The following is a 14,829-nucleotide window of genomic DNA, read 5'->3' as shown; positions in this document are numbered from 1 at the left end:
TACCGGCTTCTTAGTAACAACTGGCTTTGTTACCGGCTTCGTGGCAGCACTTGATTTTTCGTCCGTACCGTACCCGAGGTACTCGAACTGAAGGTGAGGTTTATCGACTGCATTCTTCCAGCTCCCGCCCCACTCGAATCCTAACCGGATGGCGTATTCTATCCACTTGATGACGAGGGGATGATTGTAGCCGTTCCAGTCGGCCTTCCCATTCTTGACCGGAACAAAGTCGAGGGCCTGGCCGCATAGGTGGTAACTCTTCATTGTCCAGCTTACACCGTTGTCAACGTTTCTTCGTTGTTCCTCAATTGTCCGACGTGCGTCATAGATCAAGATTTCCAGTCCAATCTTGATACCGTACTCATATAACTTGAGTGCTGCCGATCGTGTGTGAGGGGCAAGCTCTGCAATCGTCTTGTGATTCCGTGTGTTGTAATACATATGTTTTCCTCCTTATGCGTCGATTGTTCCAAATGCTTTCCATGTACCTGGGTTACCGCTTGCGGTGCATACCCATCCGATTTTACCGTTTGAAGCCGCTCCGACATTAAAGATAATATCACCTTGTCTAAATGCTCCGTCCCCTACTGCTGGAGGTGTGGAACCAAAGAAGGTACTCCGTTGATCCTGCCATGACGGACGGTTTATAGCACCGACTCCGGATTGCACATTGTCTTTGAACACGGCGATGTTGTCGGCGCGGTTACCGCTTAAATCGGTATACAGTTGCTTCACTAAATTGTTTCGACAGATATTTTCAGAGACAAGTCCAGTCTTACTTGGTGTAACAGATGTATCGGTAGTTCTCATATAGATACCAACCGCTTGGTAGGGGTTTGGTAGAGTAGGATCATTCTCACAAATGTTGTTCGTTAAAATGACTCCGTCTACACCGGTAATGTTTATTCCAGCTTCTGCATCACCTGTTACGTTTTGAATACCGTTGTTTACACAAAGGTTACCTGACACTTTAAAACTTTTTTGTATGGAACCGGCGTATGCGTTATTTACAAAGATTCCTCTTCCAAAACAAGAGGTCACGATGTTGTCATGGATGTTGACATATTTAGCGCACCCTTTTAAATGGATACCATGAGACCCTGAAGCGTTTTTGTTTTGATTACACCCTGTGATAATGTTGTCGCTGATAATGACCGAATCAAGATATAACAAGTTGTTGTCAACGTCACCGTAAATGTGAATACCGTTGTAGCGCGTATCCTGTATTTGATTGTTACTAATGATGATACGTCTTGACATGTTTGAACCGACAATACCTTTAATATCAAAACCGGCAAACGCTGTTTTTCTGACGATGTTGTTTGTAATGGTTAATGTATCTCCTGACCAGTACGTATCTACTGCGTCTCGTGTTTGATCGTCAACCCATGCAGGGTCACCAATGTTAATGAACTGGTTGGCGTTAATGATGCAGTACCCATCGTTCTCGCGTAACCGGATGGCATCATAATTACAATCCCGAATGATATTAGTTTCAATGGTAAGGTTGTCGATACTGTGCAGGTGCATCGGTCTTGCATACGGTCCTTTAAATACATTTGATGAGATGAGAACACCGCTTGCATTTGTTGCATACGGAACACCACCCTGCAAGGTATCAACGGCTCCTGCAATCGCGGAATAGATCGGTGATAAAAATGTATTGTTAAAGATTTTACAGTTTTTAGCACCTTCACCTAATTTAATATCTGTATTCGGTTGACCTACTGACGCTTGAGCTATAAAGATTAATCCCTCAATCGTAGCTTCATTACCTTTCAAATGGAACGCACATTCAGCGCTGTTCATTTTTTTAATTTTCCCGTGACCGATTATTTTCTTACCATCGACGATAACGTTTCCAATGAGATACGTTTTACCTTTAGGGACATAGACGACATCACTAATCGATAGCGCTTGGTTAAACGCTTCGGTGTCATCGGTGATCCCGTCACCCTTTCCTTTTACCGGGTAGGCGTTTTCTTCTTGATTTTTCTTTATGAGAGCGAGAGCATTAAATCGTAGACCCATTGATTACACTCCTAACATACGTACCGTACCGTTACCGGCGATACGTAGGAATTTTACTTTGCTTGACATACGATTGAGGTCTGTCAGGCTTTCACCCGGCTTTAATCGGATGACTCCGTTGTAACCATTGCCAGGCACTGTTGTGAGTACGTCTTCATTGAAAGCGAGATACAAATCGTTGGTCTCATCGTCATTGATGATGTAACTGATCCGTGTCATGTTACGCGGGGTACAATCGACGATGACTTCGGTTGTCGAGACAGGACCATCAAACATGTGATGATACGCCCGCACTGGATCATTGGTGACTTCAATCGGAGGCATGGAACCGATGATGACGGGTTCTTGGATGATGACCTTACCGATGGTTTTGTTACCGGCCGGAAGTTCCGGAAGTGATTCTACGTCTACCCGTCCAATTTTGTTAAACCCGTTTGGTAGTGCAGCCGTAAACCCGGTGATGACGTTACTGGAAGGACGTGACGTGGTCCCTCCTTGGACCGATGCGCTAATCAGGATGGTGGGGTCAAACGCTTTCGTAAACGTCGTGAGCATAATCGTTGCGGCGTTTGGTGACGCGTTGAACAGGTAGATTTGTTGTGTTCCTTTGTCACGACCGGTAATCTTTTGCTCCGACGGTCCGATATAGAGGTCATACCGTTCCGTGTTCGGCAGCATCGTGATACCGAGGTAGACGTCTGAAGTCGATAGGTTATTGATGTAGTAATGGTTCGGCATCGTATCGGAGAATTGAACCGTAAAGGTTTGACCGGGTAGGATGGTGACTTGTTGTTCGCGGTAGGTGGATAATTGAATGTCTGCCATTGTGACACTCCTTCACATAATTTTTTCAGTAGGGAAACTACCGACGAGGAATAAGAACGCGGCGATCGCGAGGACGACGATGATGAGGGTACGGATACCGACGGAGACCCAACCGGTTGTTTCTTTTTTAGAGGGTTGGTTGATGGGGAGGTCCATCATTCCCCCGTTGTCCCCTTCCGTGTACTTACGAGGGATGTATTTCTTGTTCCCGACATACGTTTCATTCTCGTGACCGGTGTAGAGTGTTTTGCCCCAACCGACGTGAACGTGATCATAATGTCCAGGAACTTGCCATAAGACTTCGGCAAACAGACCGGACGCTTTCGCCCATTTCGCGAATAGGTTCATGGCTGTTTGAGAGCCGGCAAAATCATAGGCACGACCTTGACCGTGGAAGTCATATTGTACGGGGACACCAAAATCACCCGGGTTCCGTTTTCCACTTGTCAACGTGAGACCTAACGTTTTCGCGTAATCGTACGCTTTCTGACTGGCGGTTGATTCCGTTACTCCTAGCATCACGTCACCGCCTTTGCGACCTTGACGGCTTTACCAACTGGTGTGACGTTCGCGATAGAAGGGAAGGCCATGAATAGGAGCAAGAACAGGAACACGATCAAGAGGACGATGAAGACTCCCCGTACAATAGAAGAAATGAGACCATCGTTTGACGGTGCAGCCGTTGAACTGGAGCTACCTGAAGGTGAGGGAATTGACGTATCTCCGTTATAGAAACCGAGGACTTTCTTGACGTAATCTTTCGTTTCGGCAAACGGTGGAATTCCGCCATACTTCGCGACGTTCCCTTCTCCCGCGTTATAGGCGGCCAGTGCGAGACTGACGTCACCGTTATATTTCTTTAGCATCTGACTGATATATTTCGTACCACCCATGATGTTTTGTTTCGGATCATACACGTTATTGACACCGAGACCGATAGCCGTTTTCGGCATCAATTGCATGAGACCGCCAGCCCCGACGCCGCTGCGGGCGTTCGGGTTCCAGCGTGACTCTTGCGTGATGATGGCACGAATTAATTTTTCCGGTACATCGTACTGTTTCGCGGCAGCCGCGATATAGGCGTCATAGCTGTTTGACCCTGCGTTGACTTGTGCCATGTGATCACCTCTTACTTCCGCATCGACGGTGTGATACGTAACTTACCGGCTTTCGCTTTTTTCAGGAGAGCCGTGTTTTGTGAAGCGGTTCCCCGATATCCTTTGATTCCGTTACCGGCAGCAATCTCTGCCCGGTTCGTCATCGTGGACCCGATACCGGCTTTCTTCAAGGCATCGACAATCGAGTTACCGGAGTAATTGATTTTGACGTTCTTGAAGCTTGTCGTCGGTTGGGCTTTGACCGGTTTCTTCGGCGTCGTCCGAATCGGGTTCTTGATCGGTGTTGTCGGTTGGGCTTTGATGGGCTTCTTCGCTTGAAGCTTCTTCAACGCGTCCGCTTGGGCCTTGTCGATTTTTTCTTGTTGATCGAGTTCCGTGTTGAGTTTCTTGTTATCGGCAGCAAGCTTCTTCAGTTGCTTCGCATACGCTTCGTCACGATCCTTGATGTAGTCGTTCGTCGTTTGGAAGTAACCGTTCATGCTGGCGTTGTTGTCGGCTTCGAGTGAGGCAAGGGCTGCATTGAGCGCCGTGTCTACTCGCGCATCGACTTGTTCAACTCCAATCCCGTTTGACTGTCCAAAGTTCTCGTAACCGTCCGCTGCGACGTAAGCTGTCGGAGCATCCGGGTTACTTGCGGCAGGACGTCGCATCAAGACGAGTACGACGACGATGATTCCACCTACCGCGAGAAACATGACTTTCTTGTTGTCGAGTTTTTTCTTTCCGCCTCCCGGCGCTTTGAATGGTGCTTCCATTTAATAACCTCCAGTCGTGGGTCCTAAATAGAAGGAGCTTGGAAAGTCTTTCTCGCTTAACGTATCCTGAGCCGTATAGCCGGTCAGTTGGTAAGCCCGTTCATCGAGCATCGGCGTGACCGCAACGGGACGCTTGTTTTTATACTCGACGAGTAGTTTCAATGAACCTTTTTCTTCCGCTTCCCCAACACCGAGGCGCGCTGAAGGTTCCTCAATCGGTTCCTTCAACGCTTTGTACCCTTGTGCATTGAGGAGGGAACGATATAAGGTATCTTCCATCGTAAGCCCTCCTTTAGTGATTAACGTCCTTGTAACGTTTTGATTCCTTTGATTGAGTTACCGGCGACCGAGTTGATGATCGACGTCGTTTGTTTCCCGTTCGATAGGAAGAGATAGAGCATGATGAGTAAGCCCATTCCACCGATTACGTCAAATACTTTATTCATAGTGATGTCACTCCATTCAATAGTTTAGTTACTTTGTCCGAGTTCTTGACGACCATGCCGGCAAGGACCAGGACAAGCAGGTAGTTCGTTACCTTCTCTCCCATCATCATTTGAATGAAGAGGATCGCGATGAGAAACGCGACGATGAAGGGTAACTGGCGTGTGAATTCTTGCATGTCATTTCCCTCCTAGGTTGAAGCCGGGTAAGGAAGGTAAGGCGGGTAACGCTCCGAATTTCGGAATGTCGGGGAGCTTAAAGTCCGGCAGCAGGTCAAGCAATTCCTGTTTGTCCTTCTCCATTAACTTTTCTTTCGCTTTGTCCCCTTTTAAACCGAGAATGATTTCCCAGCGTTTTGCCGCGTCTTTCCCCAGTTCGTACGGGTCCGTGATGGCTTTCTTTCCACCATTGACGACCGCCCCGACACCGGGAATGTTTTCGACTTTGTCTTTGATCAAATCCGCGTTGTCTTTGACCGTATCGACGACATCACTTGCAATGTCACCGGCTGAAGGGATTTTCGCCCCTTCTGCAATTTTGTTGGCCATCGACGTGACACGTCCTTTTCCATAGAAGTCGTCCAAGATCAACCAAATGATTCCGATGGCTCCGATTAAAAATGCCATTCCTCTTTCCATGTGTCATCACTTCTTTCGTGAGATGAAGAACCAAAACGCGATGATGATCAGAACGAGTACGAGTGTCTTACTCATGCCGCGTCATCACCTTTCGCACGCGCGAGCGTGAGCATTAACTCTCGTGTCGCCAGTGTGTTTTGTTCGACAGTTGTCCGTAACGCGTCCAGGGTCTTTTGCGTGTTGAACATAAAATAGAAACACATAGCTGCCGGGAAGCCGATAGATGAAACCACTTGAACATACTGGTCCATCATTTACGACCTCCTAATGCCGCGATGATACAGACGATCGCGATGACACCGAGCCATACGCCTTTATTCGTTTCCGGTGTAACGGTTGCCGGGTTCTTCGCTGCAAGTTCCTGGTCATCGACCATGTGCATTTGTTCTTCCGGTTCCATGAGCGTTTCCATTTCCGTCGAGATACCTGCGCCCGGATAGAGATCCGCCATGTAGTGATGCAATCCATTTTGTGGCATATTCTGTTCACTCCTTCTGATAGTAAAGGGAGCGCCAAAACGCTCCCCGGATTGTGATTAGACTAATTGAGATAACGTTTCCGATACGATCGTAACCTTACCGGCTTTCGTTGAGTTGAATCGTAACCAAAACTCTGTGAGACGCTGCGTGTCGATGTAGTCACGTGATCCACCGTAAGACGGGAATCCTTGATACGTGAAGTCGAACACGAATACTCCAGCAGGGAGAGGGTAACCAAGTTGACGGTGTGCGAGGTGAGAGAGGGAGATGGCCGGTTCCGAATACGGAATGTCGGCTTGGTTGAACACGAGTTCGATGTTACCGGAGAAGTCTTCTTCCGTGAACGGGACACCTGCAGCGTCTTCGACGTAGAACGCGATACGACGGTAAGTGTTACCTGTGTTCAAACGGACGATGGTTTGACCGCCACCCTGAACTGTCTCTGACTTCTCTGATACCAATTTAAGGACCGAGATGTCCGGGAACGCTTCTTTCATAACCGGGATGCTGTACGTTTCGAGAACCGGTTGCACCTTGACGGATTTGAACGTTGCGACTTCTCCGTTCGCAGCGTTGAGTTTGTAAATCTTCGCGACACTGTCGAGATCGAGTTTGACCTGGACGTTCGTTTCGTTGTTTTGCAGCAAGATCAAACCGACCGGGTCACGGTCATTGAGTGTGAGTGGTAACTCGACACTGAAGCGTACTTTGTTATCGACACCTGCAACACTTGCAGCACGTTCGATGTAGTTGACACCGCGTACGCTTGCTTGAGGCATGATGACGTCCGGATTGATCCGTAACAAGGACATGTGGTAGAGCGCACGACCTCCGAGGATATAAGGAGAGAAACCGTTGTTCAAGTCCACTGATACACGACGGAACAATTCGTAACCACCCGTTGAAGCGAGCGGGACCGTTGTCCCGGTTGTCGCCTTGACGTTGACGACAGCTTCGATGTGAAGAACCACTTTCGATAGCAAGCGTGCTTTTGGTAAATCAAACGTCAGTGTGTCAAGCTCTGACGTCGCAGACTTAGCAGGGATCGATTGACGATTTTGTCGCGTACCCTGTGCGAATAATTGACCGCGTTGTTGCGGTGTGAGTTGTGCTTGTTGAGCCATGTTTGATTAAACCTCCTGAGCAATATTTTTGACGACAGGGATGTCGTATTTTACTGAAGCTTTTTTGATGATGTAAATGAACACCATCGTGATGAATACGTTAATGAACATGGATACCCACCAGGAAGGTGAGCCGAGTCGGATTGAACCCATACTGTTTCACCTCCTTTAAATGGTATGAACAAATTCTGATACACCGGCGATAGGCTTCTTCGTCAGTGCGACTTTTGCCATGACGATGAAGAGCATAACGAATAACGCGATAACGATCATATTGATGATACCGACGCCACCGAATTTAGATGAGTCCATTTGGTTTCACCTCCTTTACAGATCGAGTTGACCACGAACAGGAGGAACGGCTGCTGTGATGTTGAGATACCAAAATACATACTTTCCAGGCAAATCGTAAAATTCGGGGTAACCGGTAGCCTTTGCCACTTTCTCCCGGTCTTGAGGCATGTTGAGGTTATAGATGAAGAAGTGCGTGGAGTTGGCCATAACGATGGTGGGAATGTCCATCGGCCGTTGCGTAAGCGCCCATACCACAGCGTCACGTGAGCGACCGCGTGTGTAGAGCGCTTTGAGATAGGGAGGGTAACGGGAAGGATTGTCCGCCACACTCATCAATTCATCAATCCAAAGAATCGTGTTCTGTCGCTCGTACACCCACTTGAAAAGAGCGTTGTAATGTTCGAGTGACTGTTCATCAATATCCGGAACGTAAATGACCTTGTGCGTTTCGATGTGATCCAGTTCTGCTAAACGTGTGATCACGACGTAGTCCTTCCCCTCTTGAAGTCCTTTCCATAACGGTAGCTTCTTGCGTCGCCGTTCGGAGACTTCATCTTTCGTATCGAGTTTAATGACGTGATCGTAACCGGCTAGGTAATGTTCCGCCGTAACGGACTTTCCGGAACCGGTCATGCCGGCAATGAAAACATGTTCGTCCGTACCGATGAATGACATACGCGTCACCCTTCGATGTAAGCGATGATGTCTTTTACTGCTGCAAGGGCATGTTTCGTGTTCGTCTCCATGTCCTCGTCAGTAGCTGAGTGCAGATAAGTGGCTAGAAAGGGTTTCGCTAACGCTTGAATGTGAAACGGCGCTTTCGTTAGGATTTGCCCCGTTACGACTTCCAGGCGTTCCTTGACTGTTGCTTTCGGTTCGAGGTTGAGTTCTGTCAGTTCCATTCTTTTCTCCCTTCCGCACCGTAGACGGTAACGTCACGACTGGTGCTTTTAGTTTCTTCAATTGTTGCATCGCCATCACACGTGGTAGAGCTATCACCGTTACGGCCATAACGAGTGCGAGCGCATCCCCATGTTGTTCGAGTGCTTGACCGACGGCGTCGTTCTTCGCCATCATGTTCGTTAACGGATTAACGATGGAATCGATTTCTGCTTCGGATAAAGCCCATACTTCCATTCCTTCACGGGATGCGACGACGCCGAACAATGCCGATAGCATCGCTTTGACGTGTAGGCTGCTACTGTCGAGGACCGGTGACTTCTTTGAAGCCGTCGCCTTCTTCGGAGCAGTTTTCTTCGTACCCGTTTCTTTTTCCGCTTTCTTTCGTTCCCGGTACGCCTTTTGTTTGGCAGCGTTACGGGCTTTCTTCTCTTCAGGTGATTCTCCGGGTATATCTACCGTGACCGGTTTCGGTTCACTTACAGGAGCCAGCTTAGGAAGCTTTTCTTCGGTGGTGCCGGTTCCTCGTCCTCGTCCTCGTCCTCGTCCTCGTCCTCGTCCGGTACGTCCGGAATCGGATCGGGAATCAGTGGAACTTTGACTGTCTCGATCGGGTCCGTTTCCTCCTGTGCTTCCGGTTTCAGTGAGTCGATTTTGTTCATCAAGGTTTGTAGCCACTTCGGTTCCTCCTCGTTTGTTGCTGTATCGTTTGTTTCTTCTTCAGGCATGTAGGTGTCCTCCTTAAAGGGAATAGGAACGACCAACACCGCAGGGGATCAATCGTTGATCGGCTGTCGTTCCTACTAACAGAGTAACGCGTTACGTGCGTTACCATAACTTGACACCCGTCTAGTTTTTGAGAAAAAGAAAAAGCCCACGCGTTACGCGTGAGCCAGGCTTTAAAACATACTTTTAGGATCAAGCACAATCCCGATTGCAAAATGAGAATCTTCATTCACCATCATTACTTCACAACCATCCAATCGACACTTACTTTTAGGAATACGTTCATCCCCAAAATCAGTATGATTGTCACATATAAGAGTCCACTCTTTTCTTCCTACATATACAACGTGAGTATGAAATTTTTGAGAAAAGCGATTACGTCGATTCATTACATGATGATAGAGTTTCTCGTATTCATTCATCACTATCATCCTTTCGTTCCTTCTAAATAGGTCTCGCGACCGAGTTACTTAATATAGAAGAAAAGTAAAATTAAGTTATCAGGTGGACGACAAAGCGAATCGCGAATATCGAACCTACAGCGATCACGAAACCGACCTTTGACATCGTAAATCTCCTTTGCGAACTGCATGGTGACCAGCAACCGGGAACGAATCATTTCCGTTGTGCGACGACTTCCATACTTGTCATTTTCTTCTATTGTATCATGTAACCGTTCCGTGTCCTTCTGAATCTCTTCAATCGTGTATAACATGATCTCGACCTTATCAAGCTTCGTCAAGGGTACAATGTAAACCATTATTTTTCACCTCGAAACGTTGGATGGTTTGAGAACTTCCCCGCAACAAAACCGATTACTAACATGCCGTTCAGGGTAACAAGTAACATGATGGTTTCCATCGGCGTCATGACGAAACACCAGCCTTGCTCGCAAACGTTACATACTGAATCTCTTTTTCAATCTGTTTGCGGGTCATAACTTTGTTGCCTTGGTGGTACAGATTTGCGGTATAATAGTCACCGACATACAATTCCGTATGTCGAATATGATCGAGTGCTTCGGATAGTGTCGAAAACGATTTGCTCGTTTGACTGCTATCAAACGAACAAACGAAAGTGGCTGTATACGGTTGTAGAAAATCAATCGTACTCAGTCGTGTCAGATGGGAGGACGCTTGTACACCATTCAAGCCGGCCAGCTTGGATTGTACGGACCGTATCACTGCTGCTTGTGCAGGAGCCGCGTTTAACACGTAGTTATCGTGTTGGGCGTCCAACCATTCATTTAATAAAATCTGATTGCGTGCGTTCATGCGATCACCGCTTTCTTTTCGATAGTCGGTTGCTTCAAGACAGGGAGACAGTAACGTCCCAGGTACTTGACGTGTCCGGCTTCTTCTAGTTTCTTCATGTGTTGATGAGCGCGTTGATACGACATGTGTAAATCCTTCCCGATCGTGCGTATCGTCGGCATGTAACCCTCGTGTACATAATGCTCGTAGACGTAATCTAAAACCTCTTTTGTGCGTTCGCTCAATTCCGTTTCCTCCCTCAACTCATCCGTAACTCTTCAACCAACTCATTGACTTCCCAACCAATGGCTTCTGCAAAACTATCGAGATCAAGCCTACCCTCCTTTCGGAAATACTTGATCCGCACACTCCGACTCATCTGCTCGTATTCAAAACGGAAGCGACTTGTCTTTTGTGCGGGTATCCGAATGTGTCCGATCTCTTTCACGAATTCTTTTAACTGATCCACGTCGTCATCGAGATACGTATACGCGAGTATCTCCTGGACTTCCGATGGACTGTATTCTTCGTACGTGTCGAGATTGTGAGGACGGCTTGTGTTGTTCACGTAATCCATCACCCGCTTTTGCTCATTGAGTAAATTGATTGTCTTGCGTAACACGACCTTGCTGTCAAAGTCTTTGTTCGCCTTCAGTAACGTGACGAACTTCTGACGTGACTCGTACCCATCATAGAGATGAATCGAATCTTGTTTCTTGGCTCCCATCGTGTGCAGCCACTCTTCATAGTTCGTAAACGTGATGTCCTCCAGTTTCTCACCGGGGATACCCTTTCCCTTGATGACCGTCTTCCCGTCACCCTTGATCTCCGCGTACAATTTCGGCTGCAAGAAAATTCCCTGCTTGATCGTGTTCTCCAGTTTCCATTTACCGTAATCATCTTTATGCACCATGTCGTCCGGCATCACGGCTGTACCGGCGATGGAATCCGTATCACAATAAGATACGCTTCCGGCTTTTTCTTGCTGAAGTAATCCGTCCAGTAACAACAGTCGTGCTTTGCTCGTGACGAATACCGCGATATGAGGCTGGATATATTTCGCTTTCGATTTCGTGATGTGCGTCAGGAACCGCATGTCGAGTTCTGTATGATAGAACGTATCAAACAGCTCGTCCTTGTCTTCCAGTTCATCCCGCATCGCATACGGTGCCAGTGTCTCACGTTCTCGCCGCATCCCGAACTTTCCATATAACGAGTTCTGTACGAGCTTCGAGAATTCACGTTTTGCACCTTCCGCGTTCTTCTTGATGTCTTCCCAGTACCCGACAAACTCTTTGAATACAGGAGCCGTCTTATACCAGTACGTTGTTTGCGTGACTTCGACCGTACACCCGAGTTGCTCCGCTTTTTCGAGTTCGTCATACGTCCATACTCCAGTGAAGCTCCCGACTGGAAACAACAACTTGTTTTCGAGTTTCCCGTGTTCGACTCGCGTCGGTAACGGTGGGATGTGCATGTCAGGAACGGTGACGTTTGCTTCCGCGATCCCTGCACCTTTCCGGTACTTCTTCCAAAACCGGTAATTCGTCCGTGCTTTCTCCGGATCGTAAATATGTTCATAGTAACCAATCGGAAATTCGTTTTCTTTCATCACGTGAGGATACAGACTATTCACGTCATAGTGATACCCGTCTTCGAGTTGTGGGGTAAAGACTTCCGTCCGCCCGCCGTAATACGCGCGTCGCACAAACTCTTCCATCATTTCACCCGTCGCCCCGTAATAGTTACTTGACGTGGCATCTTCGTATTCGTCCGGTTGCTGTGCCTTATAGACACTCATGGATAGACTGGCAGCAGTCGGACACCGTACAAAATCTTCGAGTGACATGTGCGCGATTTCCATAATCATCGTGAGTACCGTATGAAGAGACCGACAATCCATCTCCAGGTATTCGTTCAACATCGGTTCATCCGGGTCCACGTTCTCAAAGTATTTCCCTTGGGACTTCCGTTTATCGAGTGTTCCGTCTTCCTTATACACCGCGTACGGTGTCGTCTTCAGGTAGTCCGATAAATCAATCTTTCCCTCTTTGTCGAGTCCAAACGATTTCGTGATCCGTTCCAGTGACATCGGAAGTATCCGTAAACTATCGTGTAAAATCATATGCTCCGATGGCAACACGATGAACTGGTTATTGATCGCGACCGCTTTCTTCAAGTCGAGAACCATTTCATTCGTGATGAAGTCCTTTGCAATTTTCGCCAGATCAAAATCTAAGTTGTGAACGTACACGTGACATTCCCAACGTGTCGAAAGGTCTTGGATGATCGGATAGATTTCCGGAAACGTGTAACCGCTATAATACGTCTCGCCGTCGTACAAACCGACCCGGAACACTTCACCAAACAAACCGCGCGTTTCCGTATCCAGCGTGAGGAGACGTAACGGCTTCTCTTCTATTTGTTGTTTCTTCTTTGCCATGCTGACACGTCCCTTACGTTTTATAAGAAGACGTCTGCAATGCGGTCCGCGTTGACATGTGCCTTCTCACTGTCGAGCATCCGTAAGTGTTTCACAAGCTCCCGGATAAACTCATACTTCTCATACGGTTTGTACAGCAGCACCATCATTTGATCGATGAGCGTCACGAGCGGTCCGTAGTTCTCACCCTTACCGCGATACAGTTGATGATAACCGAGTCCGTAATGATAACGCGTCGTTCGGTCTGCATCGTCGGTTGCGGACATCTTATAGTCCCCGATGTAACCAAACTCTTCTGTTAGCATCCCGATGGCCGAATCCATCTTTGCACTGGTCGAACGCTTGTCACGCTTATAGCCCATCTTAAAATCGTTGATGTCCTGCTGACTGTACTGTTCCGTCTTCTCCTTATAACTCACGATCAAGTACGATCCGTACCCTTTCGATTCCCGTTCTGCTTTACGGACCACGTCCCAGGACTTACCGGATAACGCTTTTGCTTCTCGCTCCGGTAGACCGGCCGTGATAAGTCGCGTGTACTTCTGTTCCCGTAACGCTTTCGCGCGCGACGATCGTTGCTTCTGACTAGCGAGCTTCTTGATATTCGCATCGCTTCGACTCTTTAGCTTGTGCGCCTCCGAGCGCGTGTACCCTGCATCCAGTAACGTTTGAAACCGGGCTTCACGCTTTTCTTTTGTCTTGAACGTGGTAATCGTTCTTTTGTACTCACGTTCCTTGGACGGACGAGCGAGTTCTCGCGCCTTCCTTCTATCAACGTCGCGACGCGTGAGGGAACTGATCTTCTGCTGCTTGACCTGTTTCTTCCGCTGCCGCTTGTTCATGCCGTCACCGCTTTCTTAGATAGAAATAAAAGCGCCCTGCTAGGAGCGCTTCACTTGTGATTATCGTGTGACGTTTTGTTATCCAATCAACTCAAGGTTGAATGTGCGGTTACCGGCTTGCGTGTTGATTTGTTTCACCTTGATGACTAGTGGCTCATCTTCCCATGGTCCAGCACCGACGATGTCACAAATACGTTTCATCGACTGAACGACACCGTTACTCATTGAGTGGTACGATTCGCCTTTAGGCCCGATCAGTACGACGCGAGTCAAGTCACGTAGTTCACTAGTTTGTTCGTCAAGCATTGTAGTAGGATGTGCGACCATGTGTACGACCGTGATCGTTTCACCGATTAAGTCAGAAACTTTCTTCTCAGCATTTGCTACCGCGTTGTAGAGCTTGATACGTTCCGCACGTTTACCTGTATCCGGCATCGTTGAGAAAAGTGCTTGTCCTTGTCCAGTGAAATGTTCCGGTTTAAAAGCTTCAGCGGGTAACGCGTCGCGCACGTCGTCGCGTGAGATTGTAGGTACGAGTGTGTTTTCAACTGTATCAGTATCCGAGTAGTTAATAGTTTGTTTAGTCATTTGATTGATCCCCTTTAATAGTTGGTTTAGTTGTATGACGGTTGATGAAATCCTCGAGTGCTTGTTTCGAGATCCGACGCTGCCCGCCGAACTTGATTGACGTGATCTCACCTGAATTAATGTAACGTGTGACTGTTCGTTCGTTGACTTGTAGATAATCGGCGACCTCTTTAATGGTCAGTAACCTTTCGACCACTTGCCTCCCATCCTTTCAAATTGAAGTGATCGTGCTGTCCGACCGAGTGCTTCGGTGTACGTTGGTGTCACTTCCTGTCCATAATATAACAACCGTGTCAGTAGGTGTCAACTAGAATCTGAAAAAGAATTTTATGTACGAACGACTGTTTGGTAATTATTTTACTTTTCTAT

At 47.7% G+C, this 14,829-nt stretch carries 26 protein-coding genes; all 26 read right to left on the bottom strand.

The genetic code is table 11. The features are described from left to right. The coding region (locus P404_RS17190; protein ID WP_150111964.1) for a M15 family metallopeptidase at positions 1-441 on the bottom strand (441 nt) is incomplete at its 3' end. Between the two features lie 12 nt (positions 442-453). Beyond that, on the bottom strand, positions 454-2,031 hold the full coding sequence (locus P404_RS0100990; protein WP_026829766.1) for a right-handed parallel beta-helix repeat-containing protein: 1,578 nt from the start codon (positions 2,029-2,031) through the stop codon (positions 454-456). Between the two features lie 3 nt (positions 2,032-2,034). Continuing rightward, positions 2,035-2,856 carry a hypothetical protein gene (locus tag P404_RS0100985; protein ID WP_026829765.1) on the bottom strand — a complete coding sequence of 274 codons (822 nt, stop codon included), beginning with the start codon at positions 2,854-2,856 and terminating at the stop codon, positions 2,035-2,037. 12 nt (positions 2,857-2,868) lie between these two features. After that, on the bottom strand, positions 2,869-3,375 hold the full coding sequence (locus P404_RS0100980; RefSeq protein ID WP_026829764.1) for a hypothetical protein: 507 nt from the start codon (positions 3,373-3,375) through the stop codon (positions 2,869-2,871). Beyond that, positions 3,375-3,974, bottom strand: coding sequence for a lytic transglycosylase domain-containing protein (locus P404_RS19080; protein WP_081809552.1), 600 nt, complete (start codon positions 3,972-3,974; stop codon positions 3,375-3,377). The genes P404_RS0100980 and P404_RS19080 overlap by 1 nt, the downstream gene beginning before the upstream one ends. Positions 3,975-3,985: 11 nt before the next feature. Beyond that, complete coding sequence (locus P404_RS18140; protein ID WP_026829763.1) at positions 3,986-4,729, bottom strand: hypothetical protein; 744 nt, start codon at positions 4,727-4,729, stop codon at positions 3,986-3,988. Further along, positions 4,730-5,008: a hypothetical protein gene (locus P404_RS17180; protein ID WP_034773900.1), complete on the bottom strand. Its 279-nt coding sequence runs from the start codon at positions 5,006-5,008 to the stop codon at positions 4,730-4,732. A 20-nt stretch (positions 5,009-5,028) separates the two neighbouring features. After that, positions 5,029-5,175 (bottom strand): hypothetical protein, encoded by a 147-nt coding sequence (locus tag P404_RS18565; RefSeq protein WP_162833761.1) that lies wholly within the window; start codon positions 5,173-5,175, stop codon positions 5,029-5,031. Then, a complete protein-coding gene (locus P404_RS0100955) occupies positions 5,172-5,351 on the bottom strand; it encodes a hypothetical protein (protein WP_026829762.1) in 180 nt (59 codons plus the stop codon). Before P404_RS0100955 ends, P404_RS18565 begins: the two co-directional genes overlap by 4 nt. A gap of 1 nt (position 5,352) precedes the next feature. Then, a complete protein-coding gene (locus tag P404_RS17975) occupies positions 5,353-5,811 on the bottom strand; it encodes a hypothetical protein (protein WP_026829761.1) in 459 nt (152 codons plus the stop codon). A gap of 71 nt (positions 5,812-5,882) precedes the next feature. Further along, entirely contained in the window at positions 5,883-6,065 is a 183-nt protein-coding gene (locus P404_RS0100945; RefSeq protein ID WP_026829760.1) for a hypothetical protein, read from the bottom strand. Further along, positions 6,062-6,289 carry a hypothetical protein gene (locus P404_RS0100940; protein ID WP_026829759.1) on the bottom strand — a complete coding sequence of 76 codons (228 nt, stop codon included), beginning with the start codon at positions 6,287-6,289 and terminating at the stop codon, positions 6,062-6,064. Before P404_RS0100940 ends, P404_RS0100945 begins: the two co-directional genes overlap by 4 nt. A gap of 57 nt (positions 6,290-6,346) precedes the next feature. Continuing rightward, complete coding sequence (locus tag P404_RS0100935; RefSeq protein ID WP_026829758.1) at positions 6,347-7,414, bottom strand: hypothetical protein; 1,068 nt, start codon at positions 7,412-7,414, stop codon at positions 6,347-6,349. Positions 7,415-7,420: 6 nt separating this feature from the next. After that, positions 7,421-7,567, bottom strand: coding sequence for a hypothetical protein (locus P404_RS18560; RefSeq protein WP_162833760.1), 147 nt, complete (start codon positions 7,565-7,567; stop codon positions 7,421-7,423). Between the two features lie 15 nt (positions 7,568-7,582). Then, positions 7,583-7,726, bottom strand: a complete 144-nt coding sequence (locus P404_RS18555) for a hypothetical protein (RefSeq protein WP_162833759.1) — start codon at positions 7,724-7,726, stop codon at positions 7,583-7,585. 15 nt (positions 7,727-7,741) lie between these two features. After that, the gene (locus tag P404_RS0100920) at positions 7,742-8,383 is read right to left on the bottom strand and encodes an ATP-binding protein (RefSeq protein ID WP_026829757.1); all 642 of its coding nucleotides are present in this window, start codon (positions 8,381-8,383) and stop codon (positions 7,742-7,744) included. Between the two features lie 5 nt (positions 8,384-8,388). Next, positions 8,389-8,610, bottom strand: a complete 222-nt coding sequence (locus P404_RS0100915) for a hypothetical protein (protein WP_026829756.1) — start codon at positions 8,608-8,610, stop codon at positions 8,389-8,391. Between the two features lie 477 nt (positions 8,611-9,087). After that, positions 9,088-9,336 (bottom strand): hypothetical protein, encoded by a 249-nt coding sequence (locus tag P404_RS0100910; RefSeq protein WP_026829755.1) that lies wholly within the window; start codon positions 9,334-9,336, stop codon positions 9,088-9,090. 171 nt (positions 9,337-9,507) lie between these two features. Continuing rightward, a complete protein-coding gene (locus tag P404_RS0100905; RefSeq protein ID WP_150111963.1) occupies positions 9,508-9,756 on the bottom strand; it encodes a hypothetical protein in 249 nt (82 codons plus the stop codon). A gap of 44 nt (positions 9,757-9,800) precedes the next feature. Beyond that, positions 9,801-10,094 (bottom strand): hypothetical protein, encoded by a 294-nt coding sequence (locus P404_RS0100900; protein WP_026829753.1) that lies wholly within the window; start codon positions 10,092-10,094, stop codon positions 9,801-9,803. Positions 10,095-10,200: 106 nt separating this feature from the next. Then, a complete protein-coding gene (locus P404_RS0100890) occupies positions 10,201-10,608 on the bottom strand; it encodes a hypothetical protein (RefSeq protein ID WP_026829752.1) in 408 nt (135 codons plus the stop codon). Further along, a complete protein-coding gene (locus tag P404_RS0100885) occupies positions 10,605-10,832 on the bottom strand; it encodes a LexA family protein (protein ID WP_026829751.1) in 228 nt (75 codons plus the stop codon). Before P404_RS0100885 ends, P404_RS0100890 begins: the two co-directional genes overlap by 4 nt. Before the next feature lie 14 nt (positions 10,833-10,846). Further along, a complete protein-coding gene (locus tag P404_RS0100880; RefSeq protein WP_026829750.1) occupies positions 10,847-13,030 on the bottom strand; it encodes a DNA polymerase in 2,184 nt (727 codons plus the stop codon). Between the two features lie 20 nt (positions 13,031-13,050). Further along, the gene (locus tag P404_RS0100875) at positions 13,051-13,872 is read right to left on the bottom strand and encodes a hypothetical protein (RefSeq protein WP_026829749.1); all 822 of its coding nucleotides are present in this window, start codon (positions 13,870-13,872) and stop codon (positions 13,051-13,053) included. 78 nt (positions 13,873-13,950) lie between these two features. After that, the gene (locus P404_RS17970) at positions 13,951-14,460 is read right to left on the bottom strand and encodes a hypothetical protein (protein ID WP_051590441.1); all 510 of its coding nucleotides are present in this window, start codon (positions 14,458-14,460) and stop codon (positions 13,951-13,953) included. Further along, entirely contained in the window at positions 14,453-14,656 is a 204-nt protein-coding gene (locus P404_RS0100865) for a helix-turn-helix domain-containing protein (protein ID WP_026829748.1), read from the bottom strand. The genes P404_RS17970 and P404_RS0100865 overlap by 8 nt, the downstream gene beginning before the upstream one ends. Positions 14,657-14,829 lie beyond the last annotated feature (173 nt).

This window comes from Exiguobacterium antarcticum DSM 14480, from assembly GCF_000685865.1.
Taxonomy (GTDB): domain Bacteria; phylum Bacillota; class Bacilli; order Exiguobacteriales; family Exiguobacteriaceae; genus Exiguobacterium_A; species Exiguobacterium_A antarcticum.
This window is presented reverse-complemented; position numbering and strand designations above follow the sequence as displayed.

Excerpts from the sequence above, each read along its gene's own strand:
- P404_RS0100990 (WP_026829766.1), bottom strand. The coding sequence starts at position 2,031 with ATGGGTCTACGATTTAATGCTCTCGCTCTCATAAAGAAAAATCAAGAA.
- P404_RS0100985 (WP_026829765.1), bottom strand. The coding sequence starts at position 2,856 with ATGGCAGACATTCAATTATCCACCTACCGCGAACAACAAGTCACCATC.
- P404_RS0100980 (WP_026829764.1), bottom strand. The coding sequence starts at position 3,375 with ATGCTAGGAGTAACGGAATCAACCGCCAGTCAGAAAGCGTACGATTAC.
- P404_RS19080 (WP_081809552.1), bottom strand. The coding sequence starts at position 3,974 with ATGGCACAAGTCAACGCAGGGTCAAACAGCTATGACGCCTATATCGCG.
- P404_RS18140 (WP_026829763.1), bottom strand. The coding sequence starts at position 4,729 with ATGGAAGCACCATTCAAAGCGCCGGGAGGCGGAAAGAAAAAACTCGAC.
- P404_RS17180 (WP_034773900.1), bottom strand. The coding sequence starts at position 5,008 with ATGGAAGATACCTTATATCGTTCCCTCCTCAATGCACAAGGGTACAAA.
- P404_RS18565 (WP_162833761.1), bottom strand. The coding sequence starts at position 5,175 with ATGAATAAAGTATTTGACGTAATCGGTGGAATGGGCTTACTCATCATG.
- P404_RS0100955 (WP_026829762.1), bottom strand. The coding sequence starts at position 5,351 with ATGCAAGAATTCACACGCCAGTTACCCTTCATCGTCGCGTTTCTCATC.
- P404_RS17975 (WP_026829761.1), bottom strand. The coding sequence starts at position 5,811 with ATGGAAAGAGGAATGGCATTTTTAATCGGAGCCATCGGAATCATTTGG.
- P404_RS0100945 (WP_026829760.1), bottom strand. The coding sequence starts at position 6,065 with ATGATGGACCAGTATGTTCAAGTGGTTTCATCTATCGGCTTCCCGGCA.
- P404_RS0100940 (WP_026829759.1), bottom strand. The coding sequence starts at position 6,289 with ATGCCACAAAATGGATTGCATCACTACATGGCGGATCTCTATCCGGGC.
- P404_RS0100935 (WP_026829758.1), bottom strand. The coding sequence starts at position 7,414 with ATGGCTCAACAAGCACAACTCACACCGCAACAACGCGGTCAATTATTC.
- P404_RS18560 (WP_162833760.1), bottom strand. The coding sequence starts at position 7,567 with ATGGGTTCAATCCGACTCGGCTCACCTTCCTGGTGGGTATCCATGTTC.
- P404_RS18555 (WP_162833759.1), bottom strand. The coding sequence starts at position 7,726 with ATGGACTCATCTAAATTCGGTGGCGTCGGTATCATCAATATGATCGTT.
- P404_RS0100920 (WP_026829757.1), bottom strand. The coding sequence starts at position 8,383 with ATGTCATTCATCGGTACGGACGAACATGTTTTCATTGCCGGCATGACC.
- P404_RS0100915 (WP_026829756.1), bottom strand. The coding sequence starts at position 8,610 with ATGGAACTGACAGAACTCAACCTCGAACCGAAAGCAACAGTCAAGGAA.
- P404_RS0100910 (WP_026829755.1), bottom strand. The coding sequence starts at position 9,336 with ATGCCTGAAGAAGAAACAAACGATACAGCAACAAACGAGGAGGAACCG.
- P404_RS0100905 (WP_150111963.1), bottom strand. The coding sequence starts at position 9,756 with ATGAATGAATACGAGAAACTCTATCATCATGTAATGAATCGACGTAAT.
- P404_RS0100900 (WP_026829753.1), bottom strand. The coding sequence starts at position 10,094 with ATGGTTTACATTGTACCCTTGACGAAGCTTGATAAGGTCGAGATCATG.
- P404_RS0100890 (WP_026829752.1), bottom strand. The coding sequence starts at position 10,608 with ATGAACGCACGCAATCAGATTTTATTAAATGAATGGTTGGACGCCCAA.
- P404_RS0100880 (WP_026829750.1), bottom strand. The coding sequence starts at position 13,030 with ATGGCAAAGAAGAAACAACAAATAGAAGAGAAGCCGTTACGTCTCCTC.
- P404_RS0100875 (WP_026829749.1), bottom strand. The coding sequence starts at position 13,872 with ATGAACAAGCGGCAGCGGAAGAAACAGGTCAAGCAGCAGAAGATCAGT.
- P404_RS17970 (WP_051590441.1), bottom strand. The coding sequence starts at position 14,460 with ATGACTAAACAAACTATTAACTACTCGGATACTGATACAGTTGAAAAC.